General features: G+C 65.8%; 17 protein-coding genes. 12 read left to right on the top strand and 5 right to left on the bottom strand.

Annotation, left to right across the window (positions count from 1 at the left end):
• Positions 1–9: 9 nt before the first annotated feature.
• The 7 genes from AC56LN_RS15395 (at position 10) to crtB (ending at position 8,075) form a co-directional block, all read left to right on the top strand.
• A complete protein-coding gene (locus AC56LN_RS15395) occupies positions 10–927 on the top strand; it encodes a pseudouridine-5'-phosphate glycosidase (RefSeq protein WP_499572961.1) in 918 nt (305 codons plus the stop codon).
• Positions 928–946: 19 nt separating this feature from the next.
• Positions 947–1,855 carry a LysR family transcriptional regulator gene (locus tag AC56LN_RS15390; RefSeq protein WP_499572959.1) on the top strand — a complete coding sequence of 303 codons (909 nt, stop codon included), beginning with the start codon at positions 947–949 and terminating at the stop codon, positions 1,853–1,855.
• 160 nt (positions 1,856–2,015) lie between these two features.
• Complete coding sequence (locus AC56LN_RS15385; protein WP_499572957.1) at positions 2,016–3,017, top strand: polyprenyl synthetase family protein; 1,002 nt, start codon at positions 2,016–2,018, stop codon at positions 3,015–3,017.
• Between the two features lie 37 nt (positions 3,018–3,054).
• Positions 3,055–4,356: a glycosyltransferase gene (locus tag AC56LN_RS15380; protein WP_499572955.1), complete on the top strand. Its 1,302-nt coding sequence runs from the start codon at positions 3,055–3,057 to the stop codon at positions 4,354–4,356.
• The gene (crtY, locus tag AC56LN_RS15375; RefSeq protein ID WP_499572953.1) at positions 4,349–5,560 is read left to right on the top strand and encodes a lycopene beta-cyclase CrtY; all 1,212 of its coding nucleotides are present in this window, start codon (positions 4,349–4,351) and stop codon (positions 5,558–5,560) included. The genes AC56LN_RS15380 and crtY overlap by 8 nt, the downstream gene beginning before the upstream one ends.
• Positions 5,557–7,083 carry a phytoene desaturase gene (locus tag AC56LN_RS15370; protein WP_482897556.1) on the top strand — a complete coding sequence of 509 codons (1,527 nt, stop codon included), beginning with the start codon at positions 5,557–5,559 and terminating at the stop codon, positions 7,081–7,083. Before crtY ends, AC56LN_RS15370 begins: the two co-directional genes overlap by 4 nt.
• A complete protein-coding gene (gene crtB / locus AC56LN_RS15365) occupies positions 7,080–8,075 on the top strand; it encodes a 15-cis-phytoene synthase CrtB (protein ID WP_499572951.1) in 996 nt (331 codons plus the stop codon). The genes AC56LN_RS15370 and crtB overlap by 4 nt, the downstream gene beginning before the upstream one ends.
• Here the strand turns inward: crtB and AC56LN_RS15360 are convergent.
• Positions 7,981–8,505, bottom strand: coding sequence for a sterol desaturase family protein (locus tag AC56LN_RS15360; protein ID WP_499572949.1), 525 nt, complete (start codon positions 8,503–8,505; stop codon positions 7,981–7,983). The two genes, crtB and AC56LN_RS15360, sit on opposite strands and share 95 nt — an antisense overlap.
• Positions 8,506–8,646: 141 nt before the next feature.
• On the opposite strand from AC56LN_RS15360, the gene AC56LN_RS15355 reads away from it, so the two are divergent.
• Positions 8,647–9,060, top strand: a complete 414-nt coding sequence (locus AC56LN_RS15355) for a DUF2141 domain-containing protein (protein WP_183557394.1) — start codon at positions 8,647–8,649, stop codon at positions 9,058–9,060.
• Positions 9,061–9,356: 296 nt separating this feature from the next.
• Here AC56LN_RS15355 and pcp read toward each other — a convergent pair whose 3' ends face one another.
• The 4 genes from pcp to AC56LN_RS15335 form a co-directional block, all read right to left on the bottom strand.
• Positions 9,357–10,010 (bottom strand): pyroglutamyl-peptidase I, encoded by a 654-nt coding sequence (gene pcp / locus AC56LN_RS15350; protein WP_499572947.1) that lies wholly within the window; start codon positions 10,008–10,010, stop codon positions 9,357–9,359.
• On the bottom strand, positions 10,010–10,966 hold the full coding sequence (locus tag AC56LN_RS15345) for a DUF979 domain-containing protein (RefSeq protein WP_499572946.1): 957 nt from the start codon (positions 10,964–10,966) through the stop codon (positions 10,010–10,012). Before AC56LN_RS15345 ends, pcp begins: the two co-directional genes overlap by 1 nt.
• Positions 10,963–11,667, bottom strand: coding sequence for a DUF969 domain-containing protein (locus AC56LN_RS15340; protein WP_482897551.1), 705 nt, complete (start codon positions 11,665–11,667; stop codon positions 10,963–10,965). The genes AC56LN_RS15345 and AC56LN_RS15340 overlap by 4 nt, the downstream gene beginning before the upstream one ends.
• A gap of 77 nt (positions 11,668–11,744) precedes the next feature.
• The gene (locus tag AC56LN_RS15335) at positions 11,745–12,047 is read right to left on the bottom strand and encodes a YciI-like protein (RefSeq protein WP_499572944.1); all 303 of its coding nucleotides are present in this window, start codon (positions 12,045–12,047) and stop codon (positions 11,745–11,747) included.
• Positions 12,048–12,258: 211 nt separating this feature from the next.
• Here AC56LN_RS15335 and AC56LN_RS15330 point away from each other — a divergent pair, with 211 nt between their 5' ends.
• From AC56LN_RS15330 to AC56LN_RS15315, 4 genes are all read left to right on the top strand, one after another.
• Positions 12,259–13,197, top strand: coding sequence for an alpha/beta hydrolase (locus AC56LN_RS15330; RefSeq protein ID WP_499572942.1), 939 nt, complete (start codon positions 12,259–12,261; stop codon positions 13,195–13,197).
• A gap of 245 nt (positions 13,198–13,442) precedes the next feature.
• Complete coding sequence (locus tag AC56LN_RS15325; protein ID WP_482897548.1) at positions 13,443–14,459, top strand: BMP family lipoprotein; 1,017 nt, start codon at positions 13,443–13,445, stop codon at positions 14,457–14,459.
• Between the two features lie 96 nt (positions 14,460–14,555).
• Positions 14,556–16,085, top strand: coding sequence for an ABC transporter ATP-binding protein (locus tag AC56LN_RS15320; protein ID WP_482897547.1), 1,530 nt, complete (start codon positions 14,556–14,558; stop codon positions 16,083–16,085).
• Positions 16,082–17,188 carry an ABC transporter permease gene (locus tag AC56LN_RS15315; protein WP_499572939.1) on the top strand — a complete coding sequence of 369 codons (1,107 nt, stop codon included), beginning with the start codon at positions 16,082–16,084 and terminating at the stop codon, positions 17,186–17,188. The genes AC56LN_RS15320 and AC56LN_RS15315 overlap by 4 nt, the downstream gene beginning before the upstream one ends.

Here is a 17,188-nt window from a genome sequence, read left to right as displayed (position 1 = left end):
AGACCTCCCATGCACAACTTCCTCCTGCTCTCGCCCGAAGTGGCCGCCGCCCGCACCGCCGGCAAACCGATCGTCGCCCTCGAGTCGACCATCATCTCGCACGGCATGCCGTACCCGCAGAACGTGCGCACCGCGCGCGAAGTCGAACAGATCATCCGCGACGCCGGCGCCGTGCCTGCCACGATCGCCGTCATCGCCGGCAAGATCTGCATCGGCCTGTCGGACGAGCAGCTCGAACTGCTGGGCGCTTCGCCGGACGCAATGAAAGTGAGCCGGCGCGACCTGGCCTACGTGCTGGCGCAGGCCCGTCTGGGCGCAACCACCGTTGCCGCGACGATGATCTGCGCGCAGGTGGCCGGCATCGAAGTCTTTGTCACCGGCGGCATCGGCGGCGTGCACCGCGGCGCCGAAACGAGCTTCGACATCTCGGCCGACCTGCAGGAACTGGCGCAGACCAGCGTGGCGGTCGTCTGCGCCGGCGTCAAATCGATCCTCGACATTGGCCTGACGCTCGAATACCTGGAAACGCATGGCGTGCCGGTGATCAGCGTCGGCCAGCCGGGCTTTCCCGCCTTCTTCACGCGCGAGAGCGGCTTCCAGGCCGACTTCCAGATCGACTCGCCCGAAGAGCAGGCGGCGTTCATCCGCACCAAGTGGCAGCTCGGCCTGGCCGGCGGTGTCGTGGTGAGCAACCCGGTACCGGCCGACGCCGCGATGGCGCCCGCCGAGATCGACGCCATCATCACGCAGGCACTGGGCGAGGCGGCCAGCCAGAACGTGACCGGCAAGAAGGTCACGCCGTTCCTGCTGGGCCGCATCAAGGAGCTGACGGAGGGCCGCAGCCTGGCCACCAATATCGCGCTGGTCAAGCACAACGCGCTGATCGGCGCGCGCCTGGCCGTGGCGCTGAACCACCGCGCGGCCTGAGTCGCCAGCGTCGCCGCCCATGTCGATCGACCTGAAACAACTGAAGTACTTCCTGGCCGTGGCTGAAGAAAAGAGCTTCAGCCGCGCCGCAGAACGCCTGCACATTTCGCAGCCACCGCTGTCGCAGCAGATCATGAAGCTCGAAAGCGAATTGGGCGTGCGCCTGTTTACCCGCACCACGCGCAGCTTCGAGCTGACCGTGGCCGGGCGCGCGCTGATGGTCGAGGCGGCCGACCTGCTGGGCCGGATGCGCATGACGATTGATACCATCCGCCAGATCGACCGCGGCCAGGTGGGCCGGCTGCGCGTGGGCATCGTCGGCTCGGCGATGTGGGGGCCGATTCCCGGCCTGCTCGAACGCTTCCAGACCGATTTCCCGCGCGTGACGTGGACGATCCACGAACTGGGGCCGAATGACCAGTGGGAGGCGCTGCGCAACAAGCAGATCGACGTGGGCTTCTGGCGCGAGCCGCGCATCGAGCCGGACGTGCTGAAAGCCGCCAACCTGCGCCAGGAGCTGTGCTTCAGGGAGCAGTTCTGCGTGGCGGTCAATGCGCGCCATCCACTGGCGGGCCGCGATGCGATCTCGCTGCTCGACATCGCCGGCGAGCCGATGCTGACGCTGCACCTGGACCAGTCGGCCGAGCCACGCTACCTGATGCAATGCTGCGTAAACGCGGGCTTTGAGCCGACCATTTTCCAGGAAGCGGCCGAGCCGCAGACGCTGCTGGCGATGGTGGGGGCCGGCCTGGGCGTGGCCCTGATGCCGGAAACGACGAGCCGCATCGGCTGGCCAGGCGTGCGCTTCCTGCCAATTAACGAGCATGCGCCGTCGGCCAACCTGTATATCAGCTACCCGGCGCAGGACGACGCGCCAGTGGTGCGGGCGTTTTTGAAGATCCTTTTCCCTGATCCACCAGCCGCGTGAACAATCGAACCGTGATTGTCCCGCCATGTATTGCCTTTTTGCATGCATGTGTATAATTTCTAGGCAGGAAACTACGCACGATTGAGGCCAATTAATTATTTTTTAACTTTGGGTCCGGTATGATAGTTATCAAGACCATCAATTTTCCAGAGGAGCTCGTATGACTACAGCAACGCCGCGCTACGACGGGCTCCGCCTGAAAAAATTCGACGACGCTGTGTTCGATGACATCGACACGCTGCGCTCGGCGATCGACGACCGCATTGAACAATTATTGAGCGCGAACGGCCAGTCCGACAGCCTGGCGAAAGCCATGCGCACGTCGGCACTGTCGGCCGGCAAGCGCATGCGTCCGCTGCTGGTGATGCTGGTGGCGCGCGACCTCGGCTGCGCCTCCCCGGCACTGATCGACGTGGCCTGCGCGGTTGAACTGGTCCACGCGGCGTCGCTGATCCTCGACGACCTGCCGTGCATGGATGACGCCAGCCTGCGCCGCGGCAAACCGGCAATTCACATCCAGTTCGGCGAAGACGTCGCCATCCTGGCCTCGGTCGCCCTGCTCAGCCGCGCCTTTGGCGTGCTGTCGCAATCCCAGGATATCCAGCCGGCCACGCGCGCGCGCCTCGTCGCGACGCTGGCGCAGACGGTGGGCGACCAGGGCCTGGTGCGCGGCCAGTTCGAAGACCTGCACGGCGGCGCCCGCTCGCCCGAAGCGATTGCCACCACCAATGAACTCAAGACCGGCCTGTTGCTGGGCGTTGCAGTCGACATGGCGGCGATCATGTGCCACGTCGACGAGAGCGTGTCGCAGCAGCTGCGCGCCTTTGCGCTGGCGGCCGGCCAGGCGTTCCAGATCAAGGATGATTTTCTGGACGGCGTCGGCAACGACAGCGCCATCACGGGCAAGGACACCGGCAAGGACATCGGCAAGGCCACCCTGATCAACACGCTCGGCTTCGACGAAGCGCAGCGCCGCCTGTCGGCCTGCCTGATCGAGGCCGATCGCTGCCTGGGCGCTGCCATTGGTGGCAAGGGCCGCACGCGGCACTTCATGGGCGCGCTGTTCGCCAAGGAAGTCAAGGGCGCGCGCTTCATCGCCGAACCCGCCAAGCCGCGCGAACTGCGCCCGAGCCCCCAGCTGGCCGAGTTGCGCCTGAACTGAACTTCCGAATCGAATCCTTGATCTGACCAACCCTCGCATGGCGCACTTCGCGGTCGTGGCTCCGGCCCTGTATAGCCACTTCAACACGCTGATGGTGCTCGCGCGCGAACTCGTCGCGCGCAGCCACCGAGTCACGTTCATCCATCGCCCGGATGCTGCTGCCTACGTAAAAGATGCGCGCGTCGGCTTTCACGCCATCGGCGCAGCCACCCATCCGGCCGGCTCGCTGCCTGCGATGCTCGCACGTGTGGCCAATCCCGGCAGCCCGCTGGGCCTGCGCCGCGTGATCCTCGACATGGCGGCCAGCACCGAAATGCTGTGCCGCGAACTGCCGGCTGCGCTGAAGGAACTACAGGTCGACTGCGTGCTGGCCGATCAGATGGAAGCGGCCGGCGGCATGGTCGCAGAAAGCATCGGCATGCCGTTCATCTCGATCGCATGCGCCCTGCCCGTCAATCGCGAGCCGGGCATCCCGTTGCCGGTGATGCCGTTCGTCTACGAAGACAGCGAGCGTGCCTTCAAGATCGTCGAAGGCAGCACGCGCGTCTACGACTGGATGATGGGGCCGCACCACCGCGCGATCGCGGCAGAAGCCCAGCGCCTTGGCCTGGCGCCACGCAGCATGCTGCACGAATGCCTGTCGCCGCTGGCGCAGATCGCGCAGATCGTGCCGGGCTTCGATTTCCCGCGCCGCGAACTGCCGGCGCACTTCCACCATGTCGGGCCGCTGCATGCGGCCAATGTGGCGCCGGCCCTGAGCCCCCAAGAACTGGCGCCGTTCCTGCCGCCAACGTCGGGCACGCGCCCGTTCATCTACGCGTCGCTCGGCACGCTGGTGAGCGACCGCTACCCGCTCTTCAAGCGCATCGCCAAGGCTTGCAAGCAGCTCGATGCCGACCTGTTGATCGCTCATTGCGGCGGCCTGAATGACGCGCAGGTGCGCGCGCTCGAAGCGATCGGCAGCACGCGCGTGCATGCTTACGTGCCGCAACTGGCCGTCTTGGCGCGCGCCGACGCGATCGTCTCGCACGCGGGCGCGAACACCATCATGGAAGCAGTGGCGGCGCGCACGCCGATCCTGGCGCTGCCGATTGCCTTCGACCACCCGGGCGGCGCCGCGCGCGTTGAGTACAGCGGCGTGGGCCTGCGCGCTTCGCCGCGCATGAGCAGCGTGGCCGACCTGACGCGCAAGCTGCGCCGGCTGCTGGCCGAGCCGGATTTCGCGGCACGCATGGCGCCACTCTCCGACGCGATCCGCGTTGCCGGTGGCGCGCCGCGCGCGGCCGACATCATCGAGACCGCACTGCACCTGCCAACGGCGGTGGCCAGCCATGGATGAGCGCAGCAACAGTAGCCGCGACAGCATCGCCCACGACCTGATTCTGGTCGGCGGCGGCCTGGCCAACAGCCTGATCGCCTGGCGCCTGCACACCGAGCGCCCCGAACTGCGCATCCTGCTGCTCGAACAGGGCCGGCACCTGGGCGGCAACCATACCTGGTCATTCCACGACAGCGACCTGACCGCAGCCCAGCTGCGCTGGATCGCGCCGCTTGTTTCGCACCGCTGGCCCGGTTACGACGTCGTGTTCCCCGAGCATGCGCGCGCTTTGAATGGCGGATACGCCAGCATCGCCTCGCCTGATTTTGCGCGCACGATCGAAGCCGCCCTCGGCCCGCTGCTGCGCACCGGCGTGCGGATCGACGCCGTCACGCCGACCAGCGTGCGCCTGGCCGATGGCACGCTGCTGCATGCACACGCCGTCATCGACGGGCGCGGCCCCAGCGCCAGCCCGCATCTGGCGCTGGGCTACCAGACCTTTCTGGGCCAGGAAGTGCGCCTGCATGCGCCGCACGGTTTGACGCAGCCGGTGATCATGGACGCCAGCGTGGCCCAGCAAGGCGGCTACCGCTTCGTCTACCTGCTGCCGTTCGGCCCCGACCGCGTGCTGATCGAAGACACCCATTACGTCGACAGCGCCATCTGGGAACCGGAGCGGCTGCGCGCCAACATCGCCGCCTACGCCGCCGGGCGCGGCTGGCAGATCCGCGACGTGCTGCGCGAAGAACAGGGCTCGTTGCCGATCGTGCTGGCTGGCGACTTCGACCGCTTCTGGGCTGCGCTGGATGGCCAGCCCACTGTCGGCCTGCGCGCCGGCCTGTTTCACCAGACGACCGGCTATTCGCTGCCGGTGGCCGTGCGCCTGGCCGAACGGATCGCGGCCCTGCCCGACCTGGCCGCGCCATTTGCGGCACAATCACTGTTTGCCGCGATCCGCACCGAGGCACGCGAGGAATGGCAGCGCCAGGGCTTTTTCCGCATGCTCAACCGCATGCTGTTCATGGCCGGCAGCCCCGACCACCGCTGGCAGGTGATGCAGCGCTTTTACCGCCTGGGCGCGCCGATGATCGCGCGCTTTTATGCCGGCCGCCTGACATTCGCCGACAAGCTGCGCCTGTTGACCGGCAAGCCGCCGGTGCCGGTCATGGAAGCGTTTACAGCCGTTCGCAAGACACAACCCCATCAGATCAGGAATTCCGAATGAACCAGATGAAAATCGAACCCAAGCGCGCCGTCGTGATCGGCGCCGGCTTCGGTGGCCTGGCCCTGGCCATCCGGCTGCAGGCCGGCGGCACGCAGACCACCCTGCTCGAAAAACGCGACAAACCGGGCGGCCGTGCCTACGTCTACGAAGACCAGGGTTTCACCTTCGACGCCGGCCCGACCGTCATCACGGATCCGACCGCGATCGAAGAACTGTTCACGCTGTGCGGCAAGAAGATCGGCGACTACGTCGAAATGCTGCCGGTCACGCCGTTCTACCGCCTGTGCTGGGAAGACGGCACCTTCTTCGACTACGCGAACGACCAGGAAGCGCTCGACCGCCAGATCCATGCCCTCAATCCGGCTGACGTGGCCGGCTACCAGCGTTTCCTCGCCTATTCGAAAGCCGTGTTCGACGAGGGCTACCTGAAGCTGGGCGCGGTGCCGTTCCTGTCGTTCCGCGACATGATCAACGCTGGCCCGAAACTGGCGCGCCTTGAAGCGTGGAAGAGCGTCTACAGCATGGTCTCGCGCTTCGTGAAGAACGACCACCTGCGCCAGGCCTTCTCGTTCCATTCGCTGCTGGTGGGCGGGAATCCCTTTGCCACCAGCTCGATCTACACGCTGATCCACGCGCTGGAACGGCGCTGGGGCGTCTGGTTCCCGCGCGGCGGCACCGGCGCGCTCGTCAACGGCCTGGTGCGCCTGTTCCAGGACATGGGCGGCAAGCTCGAACTGAACGCCCCGGTGGCGCGCATCGAAACCGTCGGCAACCTGGCCAGCGGCGTGCGGCTGGAAGACGGCCGCTGGTTCCCGGCCGACGCCGTCGCGTCGAATGCCGACGTCGTGCACACCTATGCCAACCTGCTGAGCAACCACGGTCGCGGCAGCAGCCAGGGAGACGCGCTGCGCAAGAAGCGCTGGAGCAACTCGCTGTTCGTGATCTACTTTGGCCTGAACAAGCACCATGAGCAGTTGCAGCACCACACGGTCTGCTTCGGCGCGCGCTACAAGGACCTGATCACCGAGATCTTCAAGAGCGACAAGCTGGCCGACGACTTTTCGCTGTACCTGCACGCGCCCTGCGTGACCGACCCGTCGCTGGCGCCACCAGGCTGCGGCAGCCACTACGTGCTCGCGCCGGTGCCGCACCTGGGTAATGCACCGATCGACTGGGACGTCGAAGGGCCGCGCTACCGCGACCGCATCTTCGACTACCTCGAACAACGCTACATGCCGGGGCTGCGCAGCCAGCTGGTCACGAGCCGCATCTTCACGCCGAATGACTTCCGCGACGAGCTCAATGCGCACGTGGGTTCGGCCTTCTCGCTCGAGCCGATCCTGACGCAAAGCGCCTGGTTCCGCCCGCACAACCGCGACGCCGAACTGCCGAACCTGTACCTGGTCGGCGCCGGCACCCACCCCGGTGCGGGCGTGCCGGGCGTGATCGGTTCGGCCAAGGCCACGGCCGGCCTGATGCTCGAAGGTGTCAACGCGGGAGCGCATGCCGGAGGGCTGCGATGACGACGCAGGCCGGCGAGAACCTGATGGCGCACGCGACCCAGACCATCGAGGTCGGGTCGAAGAGCTTTGCAGCGGCGGCCAAACTGTTCCCGCCGGCCACGCGGCGCGCCGTGCTGATGCTGTATGCGTGGTGCCGCCACTGCGACGATGTCGTCGACGGCCAGGAGCTGGGCTTTGCCAGCGCACCGGCAGCCCAGGTCACGCACGATGCGCCGTTCGAACTCGACCGGCTGTACGACAACACCCGTCGCGCCTACGAGGGCGAGCCGATGCGTGATCCGGCGTTTGCCGCGTTCCAGGAAGTGGCGCTGGGCCACGCGATCGCGCCGCGCTATGCGTACGATCACCTGGCCGGCTTCGCGATGGACGTGAACGAGGCGCGCTACCGCACGATCGACGACACGCTGCGCTACTGCTACCACGTGGCCGGCGTCGTCGGGCTGATGATGGCGTCGATCATGGGCGCGCGCGACGACGCGGTGCTCGACCGGGCCTGCGACCTGGGCCTCGCGTTCCAGCTGACGAATATCGCGCGCGACATCATCGACGACGCAGCCATCGGCCGCTGCTACGTGCCGGACGCGTGGCTGATCGAGGCCGGCATCCAGCCGGACCTGGTCGCGCTGCCGCGCCACCGGGCCGCGCTGGCGACAGTGGCCGCGCGCCTGGTGGACCATGCGGAGCCGTACTACGCGTCGGCGTCGATTGGCCTGGCGGCATTGCCGCTGCGCTCGGCGTGGGCGATTGCCACGGCGCGCAATGTGTACCGGCAGATCGGGGTGGAAGTGAAACGGCGCGGACCGCGCGCCTGGGACAAGCGGGTCGGTACGTCGAAGGCGACCAAGCTGCGCCTGCTCGCGCTGGGCGGGCTGCAGGCGCTGGCCTCGCGTTTACAGTCTAGTCGCGAGCTGCCTGTGCGGCGTGGTCTGTGGCAGCGGCCTGGCCGCGCGGACCCCGCAGCTGGTTCTGCTGGGCCTGCAACTGCTGCTTGAGCTTGGTGACGGGCGGCGCGTACAGGAAACCGAACGACACGGCGCCCTCTTTGCCCTCGACCGCATGGTGCATGCGGTGGGCCTGGTACAGGCGCTTGAAGTAGCCGCTGCGCGGCACGTAGCGGAACGGCCAGCGCTGGTGCACCAGGCCATCGTGGGCGATAAAGTACAGCAAGCCGTAGCCGGTCATGCCGGCGCCGATCCATTCGAGGCGCCCGTAACCGCGCGTGCCGAACCAGATCAGGGCGATGGCGATGCCGGCAAAGACGACGGCGTACAGGTCGTTCTTTTCGAACCAGCCGGTGCGCGGCTCGTGGTGCGAGCGATGCCAGCCCCAGCCGAAGCCGTGCATGATGTACTTGTGCGCGACGATGGAAAACAGTTCCATGAAGGCGATGGTGGCGAGAACGATGAGCGCGTTGAGCAGCATAATGAAGTAAGCGCCTTGACGGGATGGCGGGCATGGAAGCGGATGCCGACAGCCTAACATGCGACCGCCCCGCACGGTAGCGCAGCGACGGCGGCAGGCGGTCAAACACGATACACCAACAATTGAACCATTGGAGAAACCATGCAATCGACTTTCCGTACTTTAGCACTCGCCGCAGCATTCTGCGCCGCAGGCAGCGCCTCGGCCGCCTCGATCGAAGTACGCGTCCAGGGCGTCACGGCCAAGGGCAAGGTACTGGTCGCCGTGTGCGACAAGACGACCTTCCTGAAGGATTGCGCGTATTCCGGCTCGGCCCCGGCCAAGGCGGGCGAGACGGTCGTCACGGTTGACGGCGTGCCGACCGGCTCGTGGGCCGTGCTGTCCTACCAGGACGAGAACGACAACGGCAAGCTCGACCGCAACGTGCTGGGCATTCCGAAAGAACCGTACGCATTCAGCCGCGACGCCCGTGGCCGTTTCGGTCCGCCGAGCTTCGAGGATGCAGCATTCGAGCTGCGTGACGAGAAGGCCGTCACCACGATCAAGCTGCGGTAATCCACCATCGTCGTTACCGCGAAGGCGGGAATCCACTAGAGCGTCGTTCCCGCGAAGGCGGGAACCCAAGTGTGCGCGCCGGGCCACTATCGATTGCACGTTTGGCTGCGATAGTGACCTGGGTTCCCGCCTGCGCGGGAACGACAGTTTTCAGTACACGTCAGTACGCCACACCAGCGTCGTTCCCGCGAAGGCGGGAACCCAAGTGTGCGCGCCGGGCCACTAACGATTACACCCCTCGCTGCGCTGATGACTTGGGTTCCCGCCTGCGCGGGAACGACGGTTTTCAGGATAGGTTAGTGCGTCGCGCCGCCTGCTTCGCGCAGGTCGGTGTCGACGCCGAGCGTCACTTCCACCGCCAGCTTGACCCCGGCGATAATGTCCTCCAGTGCCATCGATGGCGGCGCATCCGGTCGCGCGGCCGCCTGCTCCGGCAGGAACGGCACGTGGATAAAGCCCGCCTTGATCGGCTGCGGCTGGGTCGAAGCGTGGTGCATCAAACCATAGAACACGTGGTTGCAGACGAATGTACCGGCCGTCTGCGAGACCCCCGCCACCAGCCCCCGTTCACGCAGCGCGTGCACGATCGCCTTGATCGGCAGCGTCGAGAAATACGCGGCCGGGCCGTCGGCGGCAATCGCCATATCGACCGGCTGCTGCCCGCCGTTGTCCAGGATCGACGCATCGTCGACATTGATCGCCACCCGCTCGACCGAGATATCGGGCCGCCCGCCCGCCTGACCGACCGCGATGACGACGTCCGGATGCAGCTCGTCGATCAGCGCCGTCAGGTCCTCAATGGCGTCGCCGAACACGCACGGCAACTGGCGCACCTCGACCTGGAAGCCGTCGCCCTGCCAGCCTTCCAGCGCGCGCACCGCCTCCCAGGCCGGATTGATGGTGGCGCCATTGAACGGCTCGAAGCCCGTCAGCAGAACAGTCTTGATCATCACAGGTTCATCAAAAAGTAGAGCAGGAAGATATTCGCCACCAGGATCGGCAGCGCACTCGGGATCTGGGCCCGGATCACGGCGTTCTTGTCGGGCAGCTCCAGCAGCGCCGCCGGCACGATGTTGAAGTTGGCCGCCATCGGCGTCATCAGGGTACCGCAATAGGCGCTGAACATGCCGATCGCCGCCATCACGGCCGGGTTGGCGCCGTACACCCCCACCAGCACCGGAATCCCGACGCCACCGGCCATCACGGGAAACGCGGCAAAGCCGTTGCCCATCACGATCGTAAACAGCGCCATGCCGAGGCAGTAGACGGCCACCGCGATGAACGCCGAGTCCAGCCCGATATAGGTCGTCGTCAGGTGCGCCACCGCCTTGCCCACGCCCGCTTCGGAAAACAGCAGGCCCAGCACCGCCAGGATGTGCGGCAGCACGACCGCCCAGCTCATCGCATCGACGAGGCGGCGCGCTTCGCGTACGCCCTGCAGCGGCGTGGCGCGCGTGAGCCAGCACGCGGCGATCAGTGCCACGACGGCACCGCAGCCCATGCTGACGATCGTGATGTGGGCCGGGTCGAGCAGCGGCAGGCTTCCCAGCTGCACATCCTTCAGCAGGGTGGCGCCGATAACGGTCACCAGTGGCAGCAGCAGCGCCGGGATGAACAGGCGGTTGCCCAGCCGCGCGGCGCTGGCCTGGCGTGCTTCCGGCGCCAGCGCTTTCGGCTGGCCGGCCTTGACGCCGCCAAAGCCGGCCAGCAGCGCCATGCCGATCATCAGCGCGCCGACCGCCGCCAGTGGCAGCGCTTCGCCCGCCAGGTACAGCAACGCGTACAGGCCCCAGAACAGGGCCGTCGTGAGCCGGCGCGGATTGCTGCGGTCCACCAGGTTCATGATGGCCACCGCCGCCAGCAGCAGGCCGACGAGGATGTAGAAATGATCGATCGAGAGCGTCATGCGGCGCCCTTCTCGTCCAGCACAGCGCGGGCAATCTCGGCGTCCAGGCGGCGCAGGTTCCAGGCGTGGATGACGAATGCCGTGATCGCCGTCGGGATACCCCACAGCGCGATGTGCAGCGGATTGACCTCGATGCCTTCGGCCTGCAGGATCGTGTGCATCAGGACGATGGCGCCGAACGCCACAAAGATGTCTTCGCCGAAGAACAGGCCGATATTGTCGGTGGCCGCCGACATCGCGCGGATGCGGTAGCGGATGCGCGCCGGCAGCGGGCCGTGCTGCGCCTCGGCTGCCGCTTCGGCCATTGGCGCGACCAGCGGGCGCACCATCGTCGGATGGCCGCCCAGGCTGGTCAGGCCCAGCGCCGCCGTGCTTTCGCGCGCGAACAGGTAGACTATCAGCAGGCGCCCGGCGGTGGCCGAGCGTACCTTGCCAATCGCGGCCTGGGCGCGGTCACGCAGGCCGAAGCGCTCGAGCAGGCCGATGGCGGCCAGCGGCAGCAGCAGGATCAGTGGCAGGTTGCGGGTCTTGAGGAAGGCGGCGCCGAGCGTTTCGAGCAGCGTCATGACCGACATCGCGGCAGCAACGCCCGTCACGCCGCAGGCGGCAACGGCCACCAGCACCGGATTGGCGCGCAGCACGAACCCCACCACGATGACGACCACGCCGAGCAGTGGCCACAGATTCACAGCAGATTGCATTGCATTCCCCGGCGGTGATAAACGCGGGCAATCTTACCCGATGTTCATGGGGCGCCGAGTTGAATGTCGGATGAAGGTCACCCCGGCCGGACGGGATTGGTCGCCAGGTCGCCCACGACCGTATTCCACTGGCGCACATGAAAAGCGCGCACGAGGCCATTGAGCACGTACGGATCGCGCGCCGCGAACAGCTGCACCAGCTCCGCGGTCTCGCAGTCGAATACGAGGACGGCCTTGTCGGCCGGCTCGGCCATGGCGCCGGCAAGAATCAGTTCGCCACGCTCCTGCGCTTCCCATGCCAGCGCCAGGTGGGCGTCGCGAAATTCACCGCGGCGGTCGAGATAGTCGGGGGCCAGATCATAGGTCAGTAGAAAATGCACGAAGACTCCAGGAGATGGCGCTTGGCCGGGTGCATCAATCCTACCGGAAAGCCGGGGTAGCGGCGCAAGCATGCCGTCCGGCATCGCTACCACCAGGAAGGCACATCCATGTTGGAATAAAACAACTTTTTAGGCCGCCAAATGCGCATCGAACGTGCATAGAACAATGCCTCTAAGAACAAAACTCGACAGCAGGCGTAGACTGGCAAGCATGGACACTTCGAAAAAAATGGCGGCGGGACTCACTGGACTGGCCAGCATGCTGTGGCTGGGCCTGACCGCTGCCGTCGCGGCCAACCAGCGCCGCCTGGTGTTCAATCCGACGCTGGAGCGCGAAGTCAAAAGCCCCCGTTCGAGTGGCCACCGCACCCGTCCCGTCGTCCTGCGCGCCAAGGACGGCACGCGCCTGGCCGGCTGGCTGATGACGCCCATCATTCCCGGTCCGCGCCCGGCCGTGCTGTACTTTGGCGGGCGCTCCGAAGAAGTGTCGTGGGTCGCGCGCGACGCCGGCAAGCTGTTCCCCAACATGACCGTGCTGGCGATGAATTACCGCGGCTATGGCGATTCGCAGGGTATCCCGGCCGAAATCCACATGATCGAAGACGGCGCCCTGCTCTACGACTGGCTTGCCACGCGGAGCCAGGTCGATCCGCAGCGTATCGCCGTCGTTGGCCGCAGCCTGGGCTCGGGCGTTGCCGTGCAGGTAGCCCGCGAACGCCCCGCGCATTCGGTCGTGCTGATCACGCCGTACGACTCGATCCTGGCGATTGCCAAGCGGCGCTTCCGCGTGATGCCCATCGAATACATGCTGCGCCACCGCTTCGAGTCGATCAAGTACGCGCCGATGCTCAAGGCCCCCACCTACGTGCTGCGCGCCGCCAGCGACGACGTCGTGCCGCACTTCCACACCGACCTTCTGGTGGCCAAGCTGGGCGCGCTGGTGGCCGACGAGGTGGTGCCGGATTCCGACCACATGACCATCCCCTACCTCGCAGCGACGCACGACATGGTCGCCGGTTTCCTCACGCGCCAGTTCAGCCAGCCGGTAACGCCGGCCGCTGCGGCCGCCGTGGCCGATGCGGTGGCCAATGCCACGCCACCGGTCGAAACGACCACGACAGCGCCCGATCTGGCCCTCGCCGCAAAATAATCGACGAATTTGTCAGCATTTATATTTCCAGTGAATAAATTGGGAAGTAAAATCGTATTTGTCATCAACTTGCAGCTTGATGCATATTTGACAGCTTGTGCCCGAAGGGCGCGGGCCTGGCCCCAACGACCCTCCCCAGATACAAACCGTAACCACTTGCACGGCGCCGTGCTGCGACAATCGCGCAGCCGATCCCATCGCAAGGCATGCGGCGGGTACAATATCGCTATTCCAGGAGCTCAACCATGAAATTCAAGCAACTCAGCATCACCGTGGCGGCCATGTGCCTCGCTGGCAGCGCGCTGGCGGCGCCGTCGACCGCACCGATCGCCGCGCCGAAATTCGGCATGGTCTACGATGCGGGCGGCAAGTTCGACAAGTCGTTCAACCAGTCGGCCTTCGAAGGCCTGCAGCGCTTCTCGAAAGAGACCGGCGTCAAAGTGCTGGAAGTCCAGGCCAATAGCGATACCCAGGCCGAGCAAGTCATGCGCGGCCTGGCGCGCAAGAAGGTCGACCTGATCGCCGCCATCGGTTTCTCGCAGACCCAGGCCGTGCAAAAAGTCGCCCGCGAATTCCCGAACGTGCGCTTCGTCCTGATCGACAGCGTGGCGCAAGGCGCCAACATCGAATCGGTGATGTTCAAGGAGCAGGAAGGCTCGTACCTGGTCGGCGTGGCGTCGGCCATGGCCTCCAAGACCAAGAAGCTCGGCTTTGTCGGCGGCATGGACATTCCGCTGATCCGCGCGTTCGCCTGCGGCTACGGCCAGGGCGCCAAGGCGCAGGCCCCGAAAGTTGAAATCATCCAGAACATGGTCGGCACCACGGCAGCAGCCTGGAACGACCCGGCCAAGGGTGGCGAGCTGGCACGCGCGCAGTTCGACCGCGGCGTGGACGTGGTCTTCGCCGTGGCCGGCGGCAGCGGCATGGGCGCGCTGCAGATGGCCAAGACCAAGGGCAAGCTGGCCGTGGGCGTCGACTCGAACCAGAACTACCTGCACCCGGGCACGATGCTGACCTCGATGGTCAAGCGCGTCGACGTGGCAGTGTATGACTCGTTCATGGCTGTCAAGAAAGGCACCTGGAAAGCAGGCGTCACCTACAAGGGCCTGAAAGAAGGCGGCGTCGACTGGGTGCTGGACAAGGATAACCGCGCGGTCGTCACGCCGGAGATCGAAAAGCGCGTCAATGCCGTACGCCAGGACATCATCAACGGCAAGATCAAGGTCATCGATTACCGCGCCGGCAGTTCCTGCCCGGTCTGATCACCTTCATTCCATTCAAAGCGCGCCGCGCCGGTTGATTACCGGTCCGGCGCGCTTTTGAATGATAAGCACACTTCCTTTTTACGACAGATCGCAATGCAGCCAGCCGTAGAATTTCGCAACGTGAGCAAGGCCTTCGGGCCGGTGCAGGCGAACGCCGACGTCAGCTTCTCGATCGCCAAGGGTTCGATCCATGGTGTGATCGGCGAAAATGGCGCGGGCAAATCCACCCTGATGAGCATCCTGTACGGCTACTACCATGCCGACAGCGGGCAGCTCGTCATCAACGGCAAGGAGCAGCAGATCCGCTCGAGCCAGGAAGCCATCGGGCTCGGCATCGGCATGGTGCACCAGCATTTCATGCTGGTCGAGAACATGACGGTGCTCGACAACGTGATGCTCGGGGCCGAAGGCGCCTTCAAGCTGTCGAAGAAACGCCGCGAGACCGAGGTGAAGCTGCGCGAGATCTGCGCGCGCTATCACCTCGACGTCGATCCGCTGGCCGTGATTTCCGATTTGTCGGTGGGCGCGCAGCAGCGCGTCGAAATCCTCAAGCAGATCTACCGCAGCGCCGAGATCCTGATCCTGGACGAGCCGACCGCCGTGCTCACCACCCAGGAAATCGCATCGCTGTTCGACATCCTGCGACTGTTCAAGGAACAGGGCAAGACCATCATCCTGATCACCCACAAGCTGGGCGAGATCATGGACATCACCGACCAGGTGACCGTGATGCGCGCGGGCCGCCTGGCCGGCGCCGTCGCCACGGCCGGCACCAGCAAGGAGCAGCTGGCCAACATGATGGTGGGCCGTCCGATCGAAGGCAACCTGCCGCGCAAACCGTATGCGCCGGGCGCTCCGGTGCTGCAGGTCGAAAACCTGCAGCTGAAGGACGCCAACGGCGTGCAGCTGCTGGGCGACATCGCCCTGTCGGTGCGCGCTGGCGAGATCGTCGCCATTGCCGGCGTGTCGGGCAATGGCCAGAGCGAACTGATGCACATCCTGTCGGGCATGCGCCTGCCGACCTCCGGCGCGGTCTCGCTCGAGGGCAAACCCCTGCCCTTCGCTGGCCGCTCGAATGCCGACGGCCTGCCCGCGGAACTGCGCGACATGGGCATCGGCCACGTGCCGGAAGACCGCCTGCGCGACGGCGTGATCAAGGATTTCTCGGTCATGCAGAACACCGTGTTCGGCTACCAGGAGCGCGTCACCAAGGGCCTGGGCCTGTTCGATTTCGACGCGATCGCCAAGCGCTGCGCGCACCTGCTCGAAGCATTCGATGTGCGCCCGAAAGACCCCAATGTGCGCATTGGCCTGCTTTCCGGCGGCAACCAGCAGAAGGTCGTGATCGCGCGCGAAGTCTCGGCGGCGCCGAAACTGCTGCTGGTGGGCCAGCCCACGCGCGGCGTGGACATCGGCACCATCGAGAGCATCCACACGCAACTGCTGCGCCTGCGCGACGAAGGCGTCGCGATCCTGCTGGTCTCGACCGAGCTGGAAGAAGTGCGCGCGCTGGCGGACCGCATCATCGTGATGTCGGGCGGGCGCATTACCGGCGAATTGCCGATCGACGAATTCGACACGACCCGCATTGGCCTGTTGATGGGCGGGATGCACAAATCATGAAAACCACTGAACTCCCACGCTGGGCCTCGGGCTTTGTCCTGCCGGTCCTGAATCTGCTCTCCGCCCTGCTGGTCGCGGCGCTCGTGATCCATCTGCTGGGCGAAAGCCCGGTCGAGTCGCTGCAGATCCTCGTCAACAGCGCCGTCATCAATCCCGAAGGCCTGTCGTACACGCTGTTCTATGCGTCGACCTTCGTGTTCACCGGCCTGGCCGTGTCGATCGCGATGAAGGCGGGCCTCTTCAACATCGGCGCCGAGGGCCAGATGTATCTGGGCGGCCTGGGCCTGACGCTGGCGATGCTGGCGTTCGATGCGACGCTCTCGCCGTGGCTCCTGATCCCGCTGGCGATCGTCGCCAGCGCCGTCTTTGGCGCCGCCTGGGCCTTCCTGCCAGGCTACCTGCAGGCCAAGCGCGGCAGCCACGTGGTGGTCACGACCATCATGTTCAACTTCATCGCCGCCGGCCTGATGAACTTCATCATCGTCAAGTACATGATTCCCGAGGGCGACCAGAATCCGGCCAGCCGCACCTTCACCGATGCTGCCGCGATCCCGCTGCTGTCGAACTGGCTGCCGTTCTTCGGCGAGAACACGCCGCTGAACCTGGCCTTCCTGCTGGCCCTGGTCGCGCTGGTCATCTACTGGGTGGCCGTGTCGCGATCGAGCTGGGGTTACCGCCTGCAGGCCACCGGCCTGAACGCCCACGCCGCGCACTATGCGGGCGTGCGCATCAGCCGCACGATCATCATTGCGATGCTGATTTCGGGCGCCCTGGCGGGCCTGGCGGCGGTGAACTCGATTCTCGGCTCGACCCACTACCTGAGCCTGAACTTCCCGGCCGGCGCGGGCTTCATCGGCATCGCCATTGCACTGATGGGCCGCCAGCACCCGGTGGGCATCCTGCTCTCGTCGATCCTGTTCGGCGCGCTGATCCAGGGCGGGTTCGATCTGTCGCTGGAAAAACCGAACATCCCGCAAGAGACCTTCATCTTCATCCAGGGCCTGATCATCCTGTTCTGCGGCGCCATGGAAAACATGTACGCGCCGGCGGTACTCAAACTGATCAACGCAACACGCTCCAACAACGGCGCAAGCAAGGGATAA

It is taken from the genome of Telluria sp. ZT3P26 (assembly GCF_059686035.1).
Note: the sequence above shows the minus strand (reverse complement) of the source record. Positions and strands in the feature narration are given on the sequence as shown.

Bases quoted from the DNA above. Each gene is read 5' to 3' on its own strand.
- AC56LN_RS15315 (WP_499572939.1), top strand. From the start codon at position 16,082: ATGAAAACCACTGAACTCCCACGCTGGGCCTCGGGCTTTGTCCTGCCG.
- AC56LN_RS15390 (WP_499572959.1), top strand. From the start codon at position 947: ATGTCGATCGACCTGAAACAACTGAAGTACTTCCTGGCCGTGGCTGAA.
- AC56LN_RS15380 (WP_499572955.1), top strand. From the start codon at position 3,055: ATGGCGCACTTCGCGGTCGTGGCTCCGGCCCTGTATAGCCACTTCAAC.
- AC56LN_RS15320 (WP_482897547.1), top strand. From the start codon at position 14,556: ATGCAGCCAGCCGTAGAATTTCGCAACGTGAGCAAGGCCTTCGGGCCG.
- AC56LN_RS15340 (WP_482897551.1), bottom strand. From the start codon at position 11,667: ATGCAATCTGCTGTGAATCTGTGGCCACTGCTCGGCGTGGTCGTCATC.
- AC56LN_RS15360 (WP_499572949.1), bottom strand. From the start codon at position 8,505: ATGCTGCTCAACGCGCTCATCGTTCTCGCCACCATCGCCTTCATGGAA.
- AC56LN_RS15385 (WP_499572957.1), top strand. From the start codon at position 2,016: ATGACTACAGCAACGCCGCGCTACGACGGGCTCCGCCTGAAAAAATTC.
- crtB (WP_499572951.1), top strand. From the start codon at position 7,080: ATGACGACGCAGGCCGGCGAGAACCTGATGGCGCACGCGACCCAGACC.
- AC56LN_RS15355 (WP_183557394.1), top strand. From the start codon at position 8,647: ATGCAATCGACTTTCCGTACTTTAGCACTCGCCGCAGCATTCTGCGCC.
- pcp (WP_499572947.1), bottom strand. From the start codon at position 10,010: ATGATCAAGACTGTTCTGCTGACGGGCTTCGAGCCGTTCAATGGCGCC.
- AC56LN_RS15395 (WP_499572961.1), top strand. From the start codon at position 10: ATGCACAACTTCCTCCTGCTCTCGCCCGAAGTGGCCGCCGCCCGCACC.
- AC56LN_RS15370 (WP_482897556.1), top strand. From the start codon at position 5,557: ATGAACCAGATGAAAATCGAACCCAAGCGCGCCGTCGTGATCGGCGCC.
- AC56LN_RS15325 (WP_482897548.1), top strand. From the start codon at position 13,443: ATGAAATTCAAGCAACTCAGCATCACCGTGGCGGCCATGTGCCTCGCT.
- AC56LN_RS15345 (WP_499572946.1), bottom strand. From the start codon at position 10,966: ATGACGCTCTCGATCGATCATTTCTACATCCTCGTCGGCCTGCTGCTG.
- AC56LN_RS15330 (WP_499572942.1), top strand. From the start codon at position 12,259: ATGGACACTTCGAAAAAAATGGCGGCGGGACTCACTGGACTGGCCAGC.
- crtY (WP_499572953.1), top strand. From the start codon at position 4,349: ATGGATGAGCGCAGCAACAGTAGCCGCGACAGCATCGCCCACGACCTG.